The 16,924-nt window shown below is 41.9% G+C and carries 18 protein-coding genes and 1 pseudogene; 5 read left to right on the top strand and 14 right to left on the bottom strand.

The window, feature by feature from the left end:
- Positions 1–222 precede the first annotated feature (222 nt).
- Positions 223–1,500 (top strand): MFS transporter, encoded by a 1,278-nt coding sequence (locus tag C3420_RS03010; protein WP_103799670.1) that lies wholly within the window; start codon positions 223–225, stop codon positions 1,498–1,500.
- A gap of 53 nt (positions 1,501–1,553) precedes the next feature.
- Here the strand turns inward: C3420_RS03010 and C3420_RS03005 are convergent, their stop codons facing one another.
- Both C3420_RS03005 and C3420_RS03000 read right to left on the bottom strand, forming a co-directional pair.
- Complete coding sequence (locus C3420_RS03005) at positions 1,554–2,051, bottom strand: DUF2505 family protein (RefSeq protein ID WP_005236909.1); 498 nt, start codon at positions 2,049–2,051, stop codon at positions 1,554–1,556.
- A 138-nt stretch (positions 2,052–2,189) separates the two neighbouring features.
- Positions 2,190–2,462 carry a hypothetical protein gene (locus tag C3420_RS03000; RefSeq protein ID WP_103799669.1) on the bottom strand — a complete coding sequence of 91 codons (273 nt, stop codon included), beginning with the start codon at positions 2,460–2,462 and terminating at the stop codon, positions 2,190–2,192.
- Between the two features lie 157 nt (positions 2,463–2,619).
- On the opposite strand from C3420_RS03000, the gene C3420_RS02995 reads away from it, so the two are divergent.
- The gene (locus tag C3420_RS02995; protein ID WP_103799668.1) at positions 2,620–3,501 is read left to right on the top strand and encodes an alpha/beta fold hydrolase; all 882 of its coding nucleotides are present in this window, start codon (positions 2,620–2,622) and stop codon (positions 3,499–3,501) included.
- A 34-nt stretch (positions 3,502–3,535) separates the two neighbouring features.
- Here C3420_RS02995 and C3420_RS02990 read toward each other — a convergent pair whose 3' ends face one another.
- Positions 3,536–4,021 (bottom strand): hypothetical protein, encoded by a 486-nt coding sequence (locus C3420_RS02990; RefSeq protein WP_103799687.1) that lies wholly within the window; start codon positions 4,019–4,021, stop codon positions 3,536–3,538.
- Positions 4,022–4,411: 390 nt separating this feature from the next.
- Between C3420_RS02990 and C3420_RS02985 the strand changes: the two genes are divergently transcribed.
- Positions 4,412–4,858 (top strand): GNAT family N-acetyltransferase, encoded by a 447-nt coding sequence (locus C3420_RS02985; RefSeq protein ID WP_034701751.1) that lies wholly within the window; start codon positions 4,412–4,414, stop codon positions 4,856–4,858.
- 13 nt (positions 4,859–4,871) lie between these two features.
- Here C3420_RS02985 and C3420_RS02980 read toward each other — a convergent pair whose 3' ends face one another.
- The 5 genes from C3420_RS02980 to C3420_RS02960 all read right to left on the bottom strand — a co-directional run bounded on the left by C3420_RS02980 (position 4,872) and on the right by C3420_RS02960 (position 9,668).
- Positions 4,872–6,707, bottom strand: coding sequence for a diguanylate cyclase (locus tag C3420_RS02980; protein WP_103799667.1), 1,836 nt, complete (start codon positions 6,705–6,707; stop codon positions 4,872–4,874).
- Between the two features lie 173 nt (positions 6,708–6,880).
- A complete protein-coding gene (locus C3420_RS02975) occupies positions 6,881–7,219 on the bottom strand; it encodes an FKBP-type peptidyl-prolyl cis-trans isomerase (RefSeq protein WP_103799666.1) in 339 nt (112 codons plus the stop codon).
- Positions 7,220–7,319: 100 nt separating this feature from the next.
- Positions 7,320–7,943 carry an MgtC/SapB family protein gene (locus C3420_RS02970; protein ID WP_103799665.1) on the bottom strand — a complete coding sequence of 208 codons (624 nt, stop codon included), beginning with the start codon at positions 7,941–7,943 and terminating at the stop codon, positions 7,320–7,322.
- An 89-nt stretch (positions 7,944–8,032) separates the two neighbouring features.
- On the bottom strand, positions 8,033–8,563 hold the full coding sequence (locus C3420_RS02965; protein WP_103799664.1) for a YaeQ family protein: 531 nt from the start codon (positions 8,561–8,563) through the stop codon (positions 8,033–8,035).
- Positions 8,564–8,663: 100 nt separating this feature from the next.
- Complete coding sequence (locus tag C3420_RS02960) at positions 8,664–9,668, bottom strand: CobW family GTP-binding protein (RefSeq protein ID WP_103799663.1); 1,005 nt, start codon at positions 9,666–9,668, stop codon at positions 8,664–8,666.
- 389 nt (positions 9,669–10,057) lie between these two features.
- On the opposite strand from C3420_RS02960, the pseudogene C3420_RS02955 reads away from it, so the two are divergent.
- A pseudogene (locus C3420_RS02955) lies at positions 10,058–10,312 on the top strand (hypothetical protein).
- A gap of 327 nt (positions 10,313–10,639) precedes the next feature.
- The gene (locus C3420_RS02950) at positions 10,640–12,244 is read left to right on the top strand and encodes a bifunctional 3-(3-hydroxy-phenyl)propionate/3-hydroxycinnamic acid hydroxylase (protein WP_103799662.1); all 1,605 of its coding nucleotides are present in this window, start codon (positions 10,640–10,642) and stop codon (positions 12,242–12,244) included.
- 74 nt (positions 12,245–12,318) lie between these two features.
- On the opposite strand, the gene C3420_RS02945 is transcribed toward C3420_RS02950, so the two are convergent.
- From C3420_RS02945 to C3420_RS17360, 6 genes are all read right to left on the bottom strand, one after another.
- Entirely contained in the window at positions 12,319–12,936 is a 618-nt protein-coding gene (locus tag C3420_RS02945) for a glutathione S-transferase family protein (protein WP_103799661.1), read from the bottom strand.
- 129 nt (positions 12,937–13,065) lie between these two features.
- Complete coding sequence (locus C3420_RS02940; protein ID WP_103799660.1) at positions 13,066–13,959, bottom strand: LysR substrate-binding domain-containing protein; 894 nt, start codon at positions 13,957–13,959, stop codon at positions 13,066–13,068.
- Position 13,960: 1 nt separating this feature from the next.
- Positions 13,961–15,163, bottom strand: coding sequence for an MFS transporter (locus tag C3420_RS02935; protein ID WP_103799659.1), 1,203 nt, complete (start codon positions 15,161–15,163; stop codon positions 13,961–13,963).
- A gap of 31 nt (positions 15,164–15,194) precedes the next feature.
- Positions 15,195–15,758 carry a TetR/AcrR family transcriptional regulator gene (locus tag C3420_RS02930; RefSeq protein WP_171260588.1) on the bottom strand — a complete coding sequence of 188 codons (564 nt, stop codon included), beginning with the start codon at positions 15,756–15,758 and terminating at the stop codon, positions 15,195–15,197.
- A 132-nt stretch (positions 15,759–15,890) separates the two neighbouring features.
- Positions 15,891–16,412: an acyl-CoA thioesterase gene (locus C3420_RS02925; RefSeq protein ID WP_004814807.1), complete on the bottom strand. Its 522-nt coding sequence runs from the start codon at positions 16,410–16,412 to the stop codon at positions 15,891–15,893.
- 296 nt (positions 16,413–16,708) lie between these two features.
- The gene (locus C3420_RS17360; protein WP_004814805.1) at positions 16,709–16,885 is read right to left on the bottom strand and encodes a hypothetical protein; all 177 of its coding nucleotides are present in this window, start codon (positions 16,883–16,885) and stop codon (positions 16,709–16,711) included.
- Between the last annotated feature and the right edge of the window lie 39 nt (positions 16,886–16,924).

The following is a 16,924-nucleotide window of genomic DNA, read 5'->3' as shown; positions in this document are numbered from 1 at the left end:
TAAGCTGTATTTTAAGTAATGTTTCGAACTCCAGCTTATTTTTGCCTTAAAAACTGCACTTAACAGGAAAATAATTAATCAAAACATTCCAAATTATTTTATTCATTTAAATTTTAATAACTTTTAGTTTAGATTAAACAAAGAAAGATTGATTATTCAAGAAAATAACCCTTCTTTAAAATCAGCACTCAAATCATGGATATTAAATAATGGAACGAGCACATGAATGCACAACCCTATCTGAGCCGTGCTGATAAACGCACCCTCGGACTATCGTCCCTAGGTGGTGCACTGGAATTCTATGATTTTGTCATTTATGTGTTCTACGCCAAATTGATCTCTGAACTGTTCTTTCCAAGTACCCTGAGTCCGTTTTGGACCATGCTAAATACCTATGGCATCTTTGCCGCAGGCTATTTCTTTCGCCCACTCGGCGGTGTGGTGATGGCGCATTTTGGGGATCTGATCGGTCGTAAAAGACTATTCAGTCTATCTATTTTGTTGATGGCGCTACCGACCCTCATGATCGGGATCATGCCAACCTTTGAAAGTATTGGTTATGCTGCACCATTGCTGCTGCTATTGATGCGTGTTGTTCAAGGTATTGCGATTGGTGGTGAAATTCCGGCTGCCTGGATCTTTGTGTCTGAGCATGTGCCTGAAGGCCGAATTGGGATTGCCAATGGCTTGCTGACCGCAGGCCTATCACTCGGAATTCTACTCGGTGCCCTAATGTCGCTGTTTATTTCCTTACAGTTCACTGAAGCGGAAATCAAAGACTGGGCTTGGCGCGTTCCCTTCATTCTGGGTGGAATTTTCGGTTTTATCGCTCTTTACCTGCGCAGTTATTTGAAAGAAACTCCAGTTTTTAAAGCCATGCAGGCGAAAAAAGAACTGGCGAAAGAATTACCGGTCAAGCAAGTGCTGTTAAGCCACAAAACTGCTGTAGGCATCGGGATGTTATTTACCTGGTTCCTGACCGGCTGTGTGGTGGTCTTGATTCTGGCGATGCCAAATTTACTGGTGGCCAGTTTTGGCTTCGAACGTGCTGATGCATTCAAGATGCAAAGTGCTGCAATCCTAATGCAAATGCTCGGCTGCATTATCGCTGGTGTACTGGCTGACCGTTTCGGTGCAGGGAAGGTCATTTTACTTGGCTCTATTTTTGTCGCGGCAATGGCTGGAATTTTTTATCACAGTCTGAGTCATGTTGAGGCGTCAACGGTGTTCATGCTTTACATGTTGCTCGGTCTAAGCTCAGGAACCGTGGGCATGGTGTCTTATAGCATGGTAAAAATGTTCCCGGCACAAATCCGTTTCAGCGGAATTTCATTTTCCTATAATCTGGCCTATGCGATTGCAGGTGGAATCACCTTGCCACTGGTGCAATGGTTGAGCCTGTATAGCAATATTGGCGCCCTGTACTATATCTGGACCGTTTGTCTAGTGACTCTCTTCACTGCCCTGCTTTACCGCAGCAAATTTGAAAAAACAGCCTAAAATAAAAAAGAGCCTGACTCACAGGCTCTTTTTCTAAGCGTGAAAATACGAGCTTAAGCTTTCAGATTCTTGCGTAGCTCATCTTCTACAATACTGATCTCGATTTCACTGAATTTACGAATTTCACCTTCGGCATGTTTTTCCAGCATGCCACCGACCAAAGGCACTTTCACATTCACCGTCCAGTTCAACTGGAACTGGATCTGCTGTTCATCACCTGTAACGGCACGCTGACATTTAGCTTCAATCGGCAGATTGGCACCTAGTTCCACGACTGAAGTCATTTCTTCTAGATTGCTAACATCGGTACGCTGCAAGCGAAACGCATCTTTCAGCAGTTTTTTGGCAATATCTGGGATTTTGACATCCAGATTGTAGGCACGTTTCAGGGTATACAGGTGTCCCTGCTTTTCTGAAACCAGAATTTCCATATTTTGAGCAGGGATCCGATGACAAACCGCTTCATGCAAACTGATGTCATTTGCCAGACGTTTAAACTCATCAATCGAAACACCGCGAATAATTGCATTTACGGTAAACTGGTGGGCCATATCTATTTTCCTTATTTTTATTAGGGGTTATGGACTCAAATTAAGTCAAATGAATCATCTGACAGAGAAGATAAGCTATTTAAGTCAATTTTACATCGGCTGTCATTATTTTTTTATTGAGAAAAATTGGCATTGAGGTCAATGTTTCCAGGCAATTTTTGCAGATATACAGGGTCCACAGCTGAGTAAAAGCTGAACTTCACAATACTCAATGACCGCATGAAATTCTTCTGCCCCATCATCTAGGCCGGAAGCATACCAGACCGTACCCGCAGGAAATTTCTTTAACCAGCTGGCCTTATAAAAATCAGAAACGGAATCAAACTGTAAATAGTGTTCCGGTTCTGCTTCAACCTGAGTCGCTAAAGCCATAAATTTCTGTAATTGTGCCTGATGAAAATCAATCAGCATGAGGCAGCCCTTCCTTTTGTATGAGGCGATTACATGCCATATAGGTAAGCATAGATGTCATTTACGACTCGTGAGTTTTGACATCATGGCTTAGATCAGATTAAAAATAATATAGATTCACCTCCCCTGATTCAATCCACGTATAAGGATATCCAGTATGCAACAAGGAAAAGTTCAGGTTGAAACCGTGCAGTTTCTGGCAGAAGATGGCTATACCTTAACCGGCAAGCTTTACCGCAGTGAATATGCCAAAGCCAATATTGTCATCGCCTGTGCGACAGGTGTTCCCCAAGCTTTTTACCGGCGCTTTGCCGATTATGCAGCACATGCAGGTTTTCAGGTACTGACTTTTGATTATCGTGGGGTGGCTAATTCTGCGCCTAAACGGTTAAAGAATTTTAAGATGTCCTATCTGGACTGGGGACAATATGATCTCAGCGCTGCGATTGATTATCTCAGACGAACCAGTCTAGACATTTATATGATTGGCCATTCCTATGGCGGACAGGCCTTGGGATTAAGCAAATATCATGATCGTATTGAAGCAATGTACTGCTTTGGCACTGGTGCTGGCTGGCATGGTTATATGCCTTTAACTGAAAGAATCAAGGTTCAGGTAATCTGGAATATTGTTTTTCCACCGATGGTGGCAGTGACAGGCTATTTGCCATGGAGCCGTTTAAATATGGGCGCCGACTTACCGCGTGATGTCTATCGTCAGTGGCGCAAATGGTGCAAAAATCCAACCTATTTCTTTGCCGATCCTGAACTGAAAGACCTACATGCCCATTATGCCGCGGTAAAAACACCTATTTATGCCGTAGCCGCACTCGATGATGCCTGGGCCTTACCTAAATCCAGACAAGCCTTTATACAACATTACCGTCAGGCCCCGTTGCATTATATTGATATTCAGGCGACCGATTATGGACTCAAACACATTGGACATATGGGTTATTTCCGTCAGGGCGCAGAACAGCTCTGGGATGAAGTGCTCGCCAAGTTCAGTGAATTACATCAACTCAAATATGCAGCTTGATTTTAGTCTCTAGAGTATTTAAGCATTTAGCTGCTTAAGCATAACGTGCCTGTTGAATATCGGTTCTGATTTCCTGACGGTGTTCCTCGCCGAAACGGTCGACATGGGCATAAAATATCCCATAACGGCCGACATAATATTCCAGTGACTGGTCATAAAAATTCCAGAAAATTGACCATTCGCCTAAATCCATCTGACGGATTTGTGTACCGGTATGCATCGGCATCTTACGGAGCAGTTCCTGCTGTAACTGCTCTGCTTCATTGCGATCCTGAATCTGAACCTGATGCTGGAAAAATAATTGCGCCACGTCATCAAACAGTTCCAGCTCATAGGCATCGACCACATGCAATGTTTCCTGAGACTCAGATTGACTCTCTTCAGTGCTACTGGAAATCGGGTCCGCTTTTTTGACACGTTTACTCTTTACATAACGCTGGGTTTTATAGATTTTCATGCCGATAAACCATATCGCATAAAGTATGAGCGCTAGACATGAAAAAATCAGGAATTTAAGAATCATTGATCATCTCGTGTGGTTAATTTTATTTTTATCACGGTCTGCCAATTCTTGATTTGGCGATCTTCTTTCAACTTAACACAAGTCTATTTTTTGTACAGCAAACTTAAGGATTTTTTTAGATCTTCTTGGATTTTTTCTTCAGTTGAGCCTTATTTCCCAGTATTCAATTTGAAATAAGGATCTAAAATCTTGTTAAAAATTAGAATGAATCCAGAAAGCCAATATTGATCAGGATAAATAAATCAGACAAATCACTACAGAATCGATCATCAACTTTGAATTCTTTAGCAAATGCACTCAAAAATCTACACGATTGGTATTTGTTTTTTTGAGCATTTTCCTTCAAATAAAAGGTCCCTCTTTATGGTCGAGTAAATGAATAAAATTATGATTCGTGAAGGGAAGATTCAAGATATACCTCAAATAATTCAGGTCATCCACGACAGTATTCAATCCTGTATTTTGGATCATCAACGTGAAGACAGCGTGATCCAACGCTGGCTGGAGCAGTTTAATCACGCCCAGCTGATTGTGGAAATGCTTTATAACGACTGCTGGGTGTATATTTTAAATGATCAGATTGTCGGCTTTTTGCTGGTCAGTGACACTGGAGAAATCCTGATGCACTATGTGGCTGCACGTTTCCAGCGACTCGGGTTTGGCACCCAGCTTTTTGATCAGATGCACAAATCCTTAGTGCGTAAAAATATCCATAAAATTAAAGTCCAATCGACTCAAACAGCTTTAAGTTATTATCAAAAAAACGGATTTTTCTCACCGAATCATCAATCGGAAAATGAAGAAAATTATCATTTATATAAATACGCTTTTTAAAATTAAAACTTTTTTATGTCATTTTAAGTTGATCTCGCCCTGCCTGCTTAGCCGCATATAACTGTACATCTGCCGCTTTCATCAGTGCATGAATATCTGGATATGGATGTGTTTGATCCATCCAGGAAATGCCCATACTGACCGTGACATAGGATTTATCATCTGTGCGATTTAAATGTTCAAATTGCTGTTCTCGGATCTTGATTAAAACTTTCTCCAGAGACTGTAAGGCTGCCTGAACAGGTACATCAGTGAGTAGAATCGCAAATTCTTCTCCGCCATAACGGGCTAAATAAGCGGATTCGGGAAGTACCGTCTGAATGACCTTGACCAGATTCTGTAAAATTTCATCTCCTTTTAAATGCCCATAATAGTCATTATAGTTTTTAAAATAGTCGACATCGAGCATGGCGAAAATCAGTGTACTGTGTGGATGTTGCTGACAGTATAAAAACTGCTGCTGGATTTGGTCATTTAAAGCACGACGGTTAAAGGCACCCGTCAAAGCATCAATATTCACCTGATGTTCGAGTTTGGCATTCAGTTCACGCAGTTGCTCGGTACGTGCTTTAACTTTCTGATCGAGTGAATTATTTAACTCTTTCAGATTCATGTTCAGCTGCTCTGTCGCATAGGTTTGATGGGCATAATTACGAGATTGTTGAAACATAATGATCAAGACATACAGGCTGGTCGAAATAAATGACAGATGCACGCTCTCAATTACATTCAGTAATACCAGATAATCATTAAGAAAGGTCACACACAAAAAGATGATGGCAAACAGGTTAGTGAACGAATATTCATCTCCTTGAGAAAGTGTCACATAAAACCCGTAAATAAAATTACCCAGTATCACCAGACCATAGATAACGCTATACAAAGCCAGACGCTCAAAAACTTCTGGTGTGCTAAACAAGGTTACTGCGATATTAAAAATTAGTAATCCCGCACCTACGTAATAAATTGAACGTCGGATATAACGTGGCTTAAACAGGTACATGTAGCTCAGGAAGAATAAGATTGCCAGAAAAGTGAACAGATATTCTAGACGAGCGCCCCATAACCAACTGATTTTACTTACAATGGCGTATGGATGTGGCGCAGAAAACAGATTATGCAGTGCCAAAAAAATAATAAATAAGCCAAAAATAAATACACTGCGGCTATTTCGCTCCACAGATCCGCGAAACAGGGAAAATAAAATGGTAAATAGTCCTACACCCAGCACTGTGCCACAGACCAAAGCAATACTCAGCATTTGCAACATAAACTGTCGGTTAATGGTCGCAGAAGGGCCAATTTTCAGAGGCTTTTCTAGTCCGCCATGTAAATTAGTATAGTTGGAAACCTGAATACTTAAGGTAAAATATTCATTCTGTGGCACAAAAGATGCGATCTTAGGAGCCTTTTCAGTCACCTGCCCTGTCGGGGTTTTACTGATTTTGCCAAGACGCAGCAAGATATCCCCATTTAAATAAATGCTATAAGCACCATACTGACTCGGAATCTGAATCGCTAAACGTTGTCCGATAAATTTTTTGGGAATTTTAAAATGGCTAATAAAAGTGCCATAAGTGGCATTGGTTCCGGTGAGACTCTTGAATGAAGCTGGAAGTTCAACTACTTGTGATTCGAGTTCAGGATCTGGTTGCTCAATGAACTGACGTGGATAGAACTGCCATTTGCCTTGCAACAAGGTGGTACTATCTTCATCAAATTTTAGTTCGGTGACCTCATTCTGATGAGCTAGGAAATAAGATTCTGGAGCAGCATCATATTGAGCCCACACGATCCGTGTAGTCCCCATCAAAAATATCAGCATCAACCACGATGCCAATATCAGCATAATCCCCCTAAACCTGAGCAAAAAGGCCATCCTGTAGCTACTGTTATTAATTCTAATGTACGTGGAATGTTGGATATTGCCAATGATTTTTCATATAAAAAAGCAGGATAACCGACGAGCTATCCTGCTGCTGAATTCCTGACATATTGTACTGTTCAGAAAGTCACATAATATCAGTCACGTGTTTTAACATCATACAGTTCGATTTCAAAAATCAGGTTTGAATTGGCCGGGATGATATTTCCCATTTTACGTTCACCATAAGCCAGATGAGCAGGTACGATCAGCTTACGTTTGCCCCCCACTTTCATGCCGACGATACCTTGATCCCAGCCTTTAATCACACGACCAGTGCCGATGACCGTCTCAAAATAATTACCACGATCCAGCGATGAATCAAACTTGGTTCCATCTTCCAGCCAGCCAGTGTAATGCGTGGTAATCAGTGCACCTTTTACCGCTTCTTTACCTTCACCCACTTTCAAATCAATAATTTCTAGCTCTTTGTTCATGACCAATATCCTTTCTCTGGCAAATACGCATAGTATAAACGGGATTAGGCAGAATTCCTTTAGCTTTAAGGTTTAAGGTTTAAGGTTTAAGGTTTAAGGTTTAAAAGCTGAGTTCCTGGATATTTGAATCATTCAGTAAATAGTTAGTCAATTTTTTATGATTTTCGGCGGAGCCAATTAAAATCCAGCGTCCACTAATACGATGTTCCGTTTTATGCTGCACACTGCGAACGACTTTCATATTATAAGTTTTAAATAATTCTTCGTATTGCTCTAAGGTTTTACGTTGATAAGGACAGATAATTCGGTAGGTACGTGCCTGACTTAAAGTTTCAATTCCCTCTTGGACATAGATCAGGAAAATCAGCACAATTAATACAATGAAAGTAGCAAACAGACTTAGCCATTCATAGCCTGCACCAGCTGCCATCCCTAATGCTGCTGTCATCCAGATGGTCGTCGCTGTCGTAATGCCTGAAATCCGGTTTTCATCTTTAAAGATAACTCCCGCACCAACAAAGCCCAAGCCAGTAAGGATATTGGCTGCAATCCGGTCCTGACTATCCAGACCAATTTTGATTGACATAATCGTGAACAAGCAGGAACTCAGACTGACCATGATCATGGTTCGCAAACCGGCAGACTTACTGCGATATTCGCGTTCTGCACCAATAATTGCACCAATACCGAGGGCAATGAGCAAACGATAAAGATCCGGATGCATATATTTATCCTTGTTTCATTTTTATTATTGTCAGGTATACGCAATTTCTGAATCAGGATACAAGCCGAGACTTGCATCCTTATTGGCTGTTATTGTAACTGTTCCCATTCAATTACAGCTTGGGCCTGATCACCGATCAAGGTCCACTCACCATCCATAACATTTAGTTGCAGTTGCATGGTACGTTCGCATAACTGTTGTACTGCTTCGGTGCTGGCAGTTGAAATTTTCCAGACCTCAACATTCGACAGCGTTTTCAGTTTGGAATTACGTTTATACCATTCATCAACTGAAGAACCATAAGCAACTACTGCGACCTGTTTGCAACGTGCGCTGGCTTTTTTGACTTTATCTTCGTCAGGACAACCCACTTCGATCCATTTCAATAATTGGCCAGTCAGGTCTTTTTCCCACAACGCTGGCTCATCAGTCTCAAACAGGTCTTTGGTAAATTCAAGTGCCTCGCCAGCAAAACGTGCATAAGCCAGAATACGTACCATCAGACGTTCAATGGTTTCCGAAGGATGCAGCGCCATCGTCAACTGATAGTCTTCATAACGATGGGTATCCATATCGGCAACATTCAAATCTGCCTTATAAATTGTCGCTTTTAACGCCATAACATAATCCTCAAATTTGGCGCCTAGCATATAAGATTTATTGCATTTTTGCTGGACAGATTTCGTCTTATCCAGCTATTTTCTCTGCGCAGATTTGAAGCTATTTTTCCTGATCAATCCGGCATTGCATTAAGGCGGTTTCAAATTCCAGCCAGTCACGTGAGGTCTGGTAAATCACTTCTACCCGGTTATCAATGCCTTCTTCAGCAGACTGATAATTAAACTGATCAGGATTGAAATTAAAGCTTTTCCAGCCCTGATTAGTATTAAAAATCCCTTTGATTCTGAGCCAATCCTGCTGCTCACAAAGCAGATCCAGCAGATCATAAAAATCAAACTGCCAGCGTTTTGGCAATTTCCAACCTGCCACCTGATAGCCTTGTGCACTTTCTACATAATGATAAGGCAACTGATGTACGATAGCCGGCACCTCTCCCAACACTTGGCGCTGTTGCTTGAGCAGTGGCTGGATCTGCCGTGGAGTACCCTGATAATCCTGTTTGATTTGCTCAATATCCAGCTGTCCGTTTTCTATCATCAGCCAGTGCTGGGCATATGGCTGATACTCAGCCTTGAGTTCAGTTAAAGCAGCATGATCAGTTTCAGTCATCAAGTCAGCATGGGAAATGACCACGATATTGGCAACTTTCAGCTGATCCGCATAAAGGTTCTGATGCGTCCAGTCCCGATCATGTAAACGTGAACCATCGACTACCGTGACCAAAACCTGCATTTTCAAATGACTCTGCCAATGCGGTTCGGTAAGCTGTTCCAGCAGTTGCCCGGGATGTCCGAGTCCTGTCGGTTCGATAAATAGCCGGTCCGGTTTGGTTTCTGACAATAGCCGGGATAAAGCAATCTGCATTGGCAACTGACTGCTACAACATAAACAGCCGCCGAGCAATTCTTTTACTGCATAGCCCTGATCCTGAGGCAATAATTGCTGGTCGACGCCAATCTGACCAAATTCATTCATCAGCACAGCCCAGACTTCCTGCTCCGGTTTCTGGCTCAGTAAATATTTTAATAAAGTGGTTTTACCGGCACCCAAGAATCCGGAAATGATGTGTACAGGAATAGGCTGCTGAGCGGCAAGAACTTTCAAAATTGATTCTCAAAGGTAGAATTAGAAGTAGTAAACCTGACTATTATAGAACACTGGACTCTTGCAAAAATATTCATACTTGGATGATTAGATTCTATTTATCTCGGTTCAAATAAAAATAACAGTCTGTAGTAAGTACTTATTAACCGTTAACTAGTTCACTTAAACGCTATATTTGAAATATTTACACACATTTCCAGCTAACAATTTCCTATACATTTAACAGAAGAAAACAAATTTCCAATGATTATATTTGCTTGGTTAACAGCTTCGTCCGGCTTTTGTTAATTGCTTTGCTCCATAAAATTTTCATGCTTAGGATGAATTCCTGCCGGATTGATGTGATGGTCATTCGGCAGTTTATAAATGTAATAAAAAGGATGCTCAACATGAAATATGCACAAATCTTACTTGCAACAACGCTTACTGCAGCCGCAGCTACCAGTTTTGCAGCAAACAACACCACTGACACGAAGACCACTGAGTAACAGAAAGTCACTGTGACAACTCAGGAACTTCCTGCAACGAATAACCCAAATCCAAATGTAACCACAGCTGGACCTGCTGACCAGCCTGCTGCGTCTGAAGCTGCTACAGAAGACAAAGATGGTAAAAAAACGACTAAGTCGACATCGACTCGTTAATCAGGTTTAAAGCAACATCTCGTGCAGTAAATCTCCAGTAGGTTTGACCTATGCTGCCGGATGTAGACTAAGGCTGAATCATGCAACTGCGTGATTCAGCTTTTTTATACCTTATAGGCTATTCACTATAGCCAGAAATGATCATAGGATTCATTCATCTTATGAATAAATTTAAATATTATTATTTATTATCAATAACTTATTAAAATAAAATTCTTTTCAACTAAATCTTTTTGATAGACATGACCTACTATGGACTAGCTTGTTTAGCGCTATTGATTGTTCCTTAATAGTCTCAATCCTGAATTGATGGAATGGACATTCGCGATGAGCAATACAAATTACACCACTGAAGTGGCGATTTTGGGGGCCGGCCCGGTAGGTTTAACAATTGCCAACTATTTAAGCAAACAGGGTGTACAGGTCACTGTGGTTGAACAGCTAGATAGTCTGATCGATTATCCGCGTGCCATCGGCATTGATGATGAATCCTTGCGTACCATTCAATCTTTGGGACTGGTTGATCAGGTCTTGCCGCATACGACCCCGAATCATGCCATGCGCTTCCTGACACCCAAAGGCCGTTGCTTCGCAGACATTCAGCCACTGACTCGTGAATTTGGTTTCTCCCGCCGTAATGCTTTCATTCATCCACAAGTAGATAACGTTCTGCTAGAAGGCCTCAAACAATATAAAAAAACTGAAGTACTTTTCTCTCGCCATCTGACACATTTCAGCCAGGATGCTGAGGGTGTAACTTTAAATGTTCAGACTAAAAATGGCAGCTTAGAAACCATTCGTGCGCAATACCTGATTGCCTGTGATGGTGGAAACTCTTATGTACGCCGTACCCTCAACATTCCATTCGAAGGTGAAACTGCGCCAAACCAGTGGATCGTGATTGATATCGATAATGACCCATTGGCAACCCCACATATTTATCTATGTTGTGACCCGGTGCGTCCTTATGTATCAGCTGCCCTGCCGCATGGCATTCGCCGCTTCGAATTCATGGTTATGCCAGGCGAAACTCAGGAAGAACTCAGTAAACCGGAAAATATTGCCAAACTACTATCTAAAGTTTTACCAAATACCGATGGAATCGAAGTGATTCGTCAACGTGTCTATACCCACAATGCACGTATTGCAGATAAATTCCGTGCTGACCGTATCCTGCTTGCTGGTGATGCTGCGCACATCATGCCGGTATGGCAAGGCCAAGGCTATAACAGCGGTATGCGTGATGCCTTTAACCTGGCCTGGAAAGTTGCATTGGTGATCCAGGGTAAAGCAAGCCATGAATTACTGGACTCTTACCAGGTAGAACGTAAGGATCATGCCAAGGCGATGATCGATCTTTCAGTCATGGCAGGCCACGTCCTTGCTCCACCAAAAAAATGGCAAGGTTTTGTGCGTGACGGTATTGCCTATGCATTGAACTATATTAAGCCAATCAAACAGTACCTGCTGGAAATGCGCTTTAAACCAATGCCGAAATATCATGATGGTGCGTTACTGGCGAATGCTCAGAAAGATTCTCCAGTTGGCAAAATGTTCATTCAGCCACAGGTCAAACTGGAATCTGGTGAAACAGTATTACTGGATGAAGTCATTGGTAATGATTTTGCTATCATTGCCTGGGGTGTAGATCCGAAATGGGGCTTAAGCAAGGAATCAATGCAGCAATGGAAAAAACTTGGTGTGAAGTTCATTCAGGTCATTCCTGCGGTCCAGCTGTCTAATCAACAGCGCAAGCAATATGAAGATGTTATTACCATTGGTGATATCGGCACTGATATCCGTACATGGTTTGGCAAGACCCAAGATTCTATCGTCATCCTGCGTCCAGACCGCTTCGTAGCAGCTCTTGCCATTCCTCAATCTATGGAAAGCACAAGCAAGGCGCTGTTCAACAAGCTTCATGTTAAATAATAATTGACCTGACTTAAAAAACCACGCTACGGCGTGGTTTTTTTATGTATGGATGACAATAAATAAGGTTTCAGCTAAGTACGGTATCGCTGAAACCATGGAATATCTTTGAGTGAATCACGGTACGCCATCTGCTGTAGAAAAGGCTTGAACTCATCAAAAGGTGGTAATATTTCGGAGGAAATAACAAAGATTAAACAATAAGCCACATATAAATCTGCAGCCGAACATTTTTCACCAAGTAAATATGGATTCGCTTTCTGTATTTCGTGCTTAAGGAAACTAAACACAGAATCTTCGTGACCAAAGCTCAGGCTTCTACGATTCTTTTCGATCTCTGTCTGAAGTACCTTGAGGTTTTTGATATCAATATATTCAGTCAAAGGACCATGGCAGAAGAACATCCATTTCAGATAAGCCCCGCGTTTAGGGTCATCTAGTGCAGGTGCCAGACCTTTCTCCCGATATTTATCTGCCAGATAGACATAAATTGCTGCCATTTCTGAAATGACAATATCGTTATCCACCAGACATGGAACCTTGCCCATGGGATTAATCTGCTCATAAGCTGGCTGGTGCATCTCAGTATAAGCAATTTCAATCTGCTCAAGCTGATTTTCAATTTCCAGCTCTTTCAGCAAGGGCAACAAAGTCAGGCCGCGAGACTGCGGATTATTATATAAGGTCATCATAATCGTGGACCTATGGTTTATTTTATTCCCTGACTATAGCGTTATTTTAGAGCGTAATGAGTGAGGATATGCTACCAATCATTTCATCCTCATCTGTGTCGGTTTCCCTAGCCGATCCCTCTCCCTAAATTAAAATAAATCCAGGCAGAATTTTTCTTTTAACACTTTCAGGATCAGGTTAATCACTTCATGTTTCTGATCCTTGCGATAAGTCGCATACAAACCAATCATCGGGAGCGGCTCGATGGTCTTTTTCACCATAATATTTTCACCTAATAACGGAATGACATAAGCCGGTACTAAACTCCAGCCTACTCCCATACCGACCAGATTCACATTCAGCAAAATATTGGTGGAATACTGCACCACATTCACGTTCAGTTTCGACTGCCTAAAGAAATCATCAATAATCTTATGCAGCTGTGGCGAGGCTTGTTCATCACTAATCACAAAGTCCTGATTTTCAAACTTCTTGATGCTGACATAGGGCATTTCTGCGACCGGAGAATTTTTCGGCACAATCAGCGTCAGTGGCTCATCAAAAATCTGAACGGACTCAAACTCATCCGACTGATCTCGGTAGCGGGTAAAGGCAATATCAATACTGCCCTGTCTCAGCGCGCTAAACTGTTCTGCATCGGTCAGGCTATGAAACAGTGCTTTCAGTTCAGGAAAATGTGCACGGATATTCGGCATGATATAAGGAAAAATTTTCATTTCCGCGACCGGTACGAAGCCGATATTCAGCTGACCTTTATGTGCATGGGCGATCTGACGGGCTGCCTGCACGGCACGTTCCGCATGTTCTAAGCTCAACAGAGCTTCCTTTAGAAAAGCCTGTCCAGCTTCGGTCAGCTCAACCTTGCGGTTATTCCGCTCCAGCAATTGCGCATCTACTTCACGCTCCAGATCCTTAATCTGCTGACTTAGTGAAGGCTGAACAGTATTCAGTTTTTCAGCTGCCCGAGTGAAATTCAGCTCTTCAGCCACTGTAACAAAATAGCGTAAATGTCTTAATTCCATTTTATTCTTCCGGTAAGGATGCTGAAATCGAAGGTCGCTTCCTGGCCACATATTGACGGTAGATCAATAAAGTGAAAATCACCATCACTGCACAGAACATATAGGTCTTTTCAAAACCGTATTGCGCAATGATCATACCCATCACTACTGAACCCACTGCCAGTCCAATATCAAACAGGGTAAAAAAGGTAGAAATTGCATGGCCCATACGCTGTTTTTCGACAGATTGAATCGCCAGCGTCTGTAAACATGGAAATAATGAACCGTAACCAATTCCGATAAATACCGCAGACAACCACATAGTCCATTGGCTGGACATGACACTGACAATCATCATGCCAATCGCAAAGAAAATAAAGGAAGGATAGATAACTGCACTTGGTCCTTTACGGTCGTAAATTTTGCCCACCCAAGGCCGTACCAACAACATGGACAACGCGAAGACAATAAAGAACAGGCTGACATAGGCTAGCAGCTGCTTGGTTTCTGCAAAGACCGTAATAAAGCTGGTAATACTGGAATAAGCAAATGCAGTAAGTAGTGCTACAAAGCTCACAGCCAGGACTTTAGTTTCAATAATATCCTGCAAGCTTAATCGCGATTTTTCTGCGGTTTTTAGTTTCGCTTGAGGCAGCTCTCGAATATTCAAGATTAAACTAAAAATCAATCCCAAACTGATCAGGACGGCGAGAATGCCAAACAGCATCTGAAAGCTGGTGAACTGAATCGTAGTTAAAGCAATCAGCGGACCAAATACTACGCCCAGATTGGTCGACATGACGAAATAGCCCATACCTTCCCCTTTACGCTGATCCGGAATAAAGTCATTGGCTACCGGTACGGTCACCGTAGTCAAAATACTGAACCAGATACCATGCAGAAAACGCACGATCAGTAATGAACTCATGCTATCAATCAGCAGATAACTAAAGGCAAACAGCGCAAATAGGAGTCCTGCCCCACGCATCGCCAGTTTCTTACCCAATTTCTCAATAATCAAACCTGAAAAAGGACGAATGGCAATAGAAGACACCAAAAATAAGGTCAGCGCCAAGCCCGCTTCTTTCACCGTTCCACCCAGATCCGTGGTGATGTAGATTGGCAAAATCGCGATCAGGGCAAAATAATAGGTAAACAGAAATAAATTATTCAGTACGCACAAAATAAATGAGCGATTCCATAAGGGAGCTGTCGTGCTAGACATAAAAACCAACTATATACAGAAAATTCTAAAATCAGGCCTGAGGTCTTGCAGGCTGTAGGTTCAGTGCAACCAGCGCGCGAATATAATTCTCATCCGGCATTTTGTTAAAAAAGATAATCTGGTAGTGAATCGGCCCGTACAAACAGTCCAGCATCAATTCAAAATTATAGTCCCCATAGATTTCTCCACGCTCAATCGCTTGCTGGATCAAGCCGCGCATTTGTTCTCGACGCGGTAGCAGATACTGGGTGAAAAATTCCCCTGCAAGTTCACGATGATTAGCCATCACCACCAGTAATGCCCGTCCTACCGGATGATCCAGTGCCTGAGATAACCGTATTAATTGCTGTACCAGGTTATCTTCCAAGGACCTGGAAAAATCCAGATCAAAAATAGACGCGGTATGTGCTCTGAAGGTATCCAGAACCAGTTCAGACTTATGTTTCCACCAGCGATAAATGGTGGACTTACCCACCCCCGCCCGTGCAGCGACATCTTCAATGGTGAGCTGATGATATTCATATTCAGTCAATGCTTCCGCCACCGCCTGCAAAATACATTTCTGACGACGTGAGCCTTTTTCTTCTAGTGTCATATAATCCATCAAAAAACGAAACGATACGTATCGTTTCATATTAGATGATTTATAGGGTTATGACCAGTCCATATGAAAAGTACAGGCCAAAAAAAGACCTCAAATTTGAGGTCTTTTTTCACTTTATAGAAATTAGCTGTGGGCTGTTTTCTTATAAATACTGCAAGAAGGATGATGATTTTCTTGCAGTCGAGCAATCTTACGCTGTTCAGCTGCTTCAAAACGACAACGTTTCCAGTCATTATCAAGATTCAGTGGCGGAATATGTTGCGGTTTACCATTTTCATCGACTGCCACCATAGTAAAGTAGCAGCTGTTGGTATGACGCACAGTACGTTTTTGGATATTCTGCGCCTCTACACGGATCCCGATTTCCATCGAAGTACGGCCCACATGGTTCACACTCGCCAGGAAAGTCACCAGTTCACCCACGTGAATAGGTTCTTTAAAATTCACTTTATCCACGGACAGCGTAACCACATAACTGCCTGAATAGCGGCTCGCACAGGCATAAGCAACCTGATCCAGCAATTTCAGAATGGTACCACCGTGGACATTTCCTGAAAAATTCGCCATGTCTGGCGTCATAAGAACAGTCATTGTTAATTCTGACTGATCGTCTGAAGCTGGTGCAATTTGATCTAATGGGGCCATCGCTTTCTTTGAACTCTTTGAATGACAATGATATAAGCACATTATTATATCGTTTTTACTACTAATTAAATGTTCTATTCGGCAAAAAATCCATCATTATTATTTATATGAAAAATGATTTCATACAGAAATAAATATAATAGAAGCCGCTTGAATGATATTCCATCGAACCTGTATTCCAGAAAATCATTATTCATTTATTATTTTCATGATGAATAATCTGTATATAGATTGAATTAAGAATTTATCCAGACTGTTTTCATAACCTCTCATAGATAAATTCTTCTACTCATCCTTTAGTCAGCACTGAGTCTTAACATTTCCTGAGCGACATTTTGATAACTCAATACTTGCTGACCGTCGAGCTGTGTTTCTACGGTATAAGTGCCATCCTGATGTGTAGCAGTTACTTTAAAGATGTATTGCTCAAACTGAGCCAGTTTGACCTGCTGCCCGACTTCAAGATTATTCATATGTCATCCTAGATTTGATCTTATCTGTTTTCATCAATT

It is taken from the genome of Acinetobacter sp. ACNIH3, from assembly GCF_002918965.1.
GTDB classification, from domain to species: Bacteria; Pseudomonadota; Gammaproteobacteria; order Pseudomonadales; family Moraxellaceae; genus Acinetobacter; species Acinetobacter schindleri.
The sequence above is the reverse complement of the archived record's forward strand: the minus strand, read 5'-3'. Positions and strand labels throughout refer to the sequence as shown.

Excerpts from the sequence above, each read along its gene's own strand:
- C3420_RS17360 (WP_004814805.1), bottom strand. The coding sequence starts at position 16,885 with ATGAATAATCTTGAAGTCGGGCAGCAGGTCAAACTGGCTCAGTTTGAG.
- C3420_RS02995 (WP_103799668.1), top strand. The coding sequence starts at position 2,620 with ATGCAACAAGGAAAAGTTCAGGTTGAAACCGTGCAGTTTCTGGCAGAA.
- C3420_RS03000 (WP_103799669.1), bottom strand. The coding sequence starts at position 2,462 with ATGCTGATTGATTTTCATCAGGCACAATTACAGAAATTTATGGCTTTA.
- C3420_RS03005 (WP_005236909.1), bottom strand. The coding sequence starts at position 2,051 with ATGGCCCACCAGTTTACCGTAAATGCAATTATTCGCGGTGTTTCGATT.
- C3420_RS02940 (WP_103799660.1), bottom strand. The coding sequence starts at position 13,959 with ATGGAATTAAGACATTTACGCTATTTTGTTACAGTGGCTGAAGAGCTG.
- C3420_RS02935 (WP_103799659.1), bottom strand. The coding sequence starts at position 15,163 with ATGTCTAGCACGACAGCTCCCTTATGGAATCGCTCATTTATTTTGTGC.
- C3420_RS02970 (WP_103799665.1), bottom strand. The coding sequence starts at position 7,943 with ATGCATCCGGATCTTTATCGTTTGCTCATTGCCCTCGGTATTGGTGCA.
- C3420_RS02930 (WP_171260588.1), bottom strand. The coding sequence starts at position 15,758 with ATGACACTAGAAGAAAAAGGCTCACGTCGTCAGAAATGTATTTTGCAG.
- C3420_RS02945 (WP_103799661.1), bottom strand. The coding sequence starts at position 12,936 with ATGATGACCTTATATAATAATCCGCAGTCTCGCGGCCTGACTTTGTTG.
- C3420_RS02925 (WP_004814807.1), bottom strand. The coding sequence starts at position 16,412 with ATGGCCCCATTAGATCAAATTGCACCAGCTTCAGACGATCAGTCAGAA.
- C3420_RS02950 (WP_103799662.1), top strand. The coding sequence starts at position 10,640 with ATGAGCAATACAAATTACACCACTGAAGTGGCGATTTTGGGGGCCGGC.
- C3420_RS03010 (WP_103799670.1), top strand. The coding sequence starts at position 223 with ATGAATGCACAACCCTATCTGAGCCGTGCTGATAAACGCACCCTCGGA.
- C3420_RS02975 (WP_103799666.1), bottom strand. The coding sequence starts at position 7,219 with ATGAACAAAGAGCTAGAAATTATTGATTTGAAAGTGGGTGAAGGTAAA.
- C3420_RS02980 (WP_103799667.1), bottom strand. The coding sequence starts at position 6,707 with ATGCTGATATTGGCATCGTGGTTGATGCTGATATTTTTGATGGGGACT.
- C3420_RS02965 (WP_103799664.1), bottom strand. The coding sequence starts at position 8,563 with ATGGCGTTAAAAGCGACAATTTATAAGGCAGATTTGAATGTTGCCGAT.
- C3420_RS02985 (WP_034701751.1), top strand. The coding sequence starts at position 4,412 with ATGATTCGTGAAGGGAAGATTCAAGATATACCTCAAATAATTCAGGTC.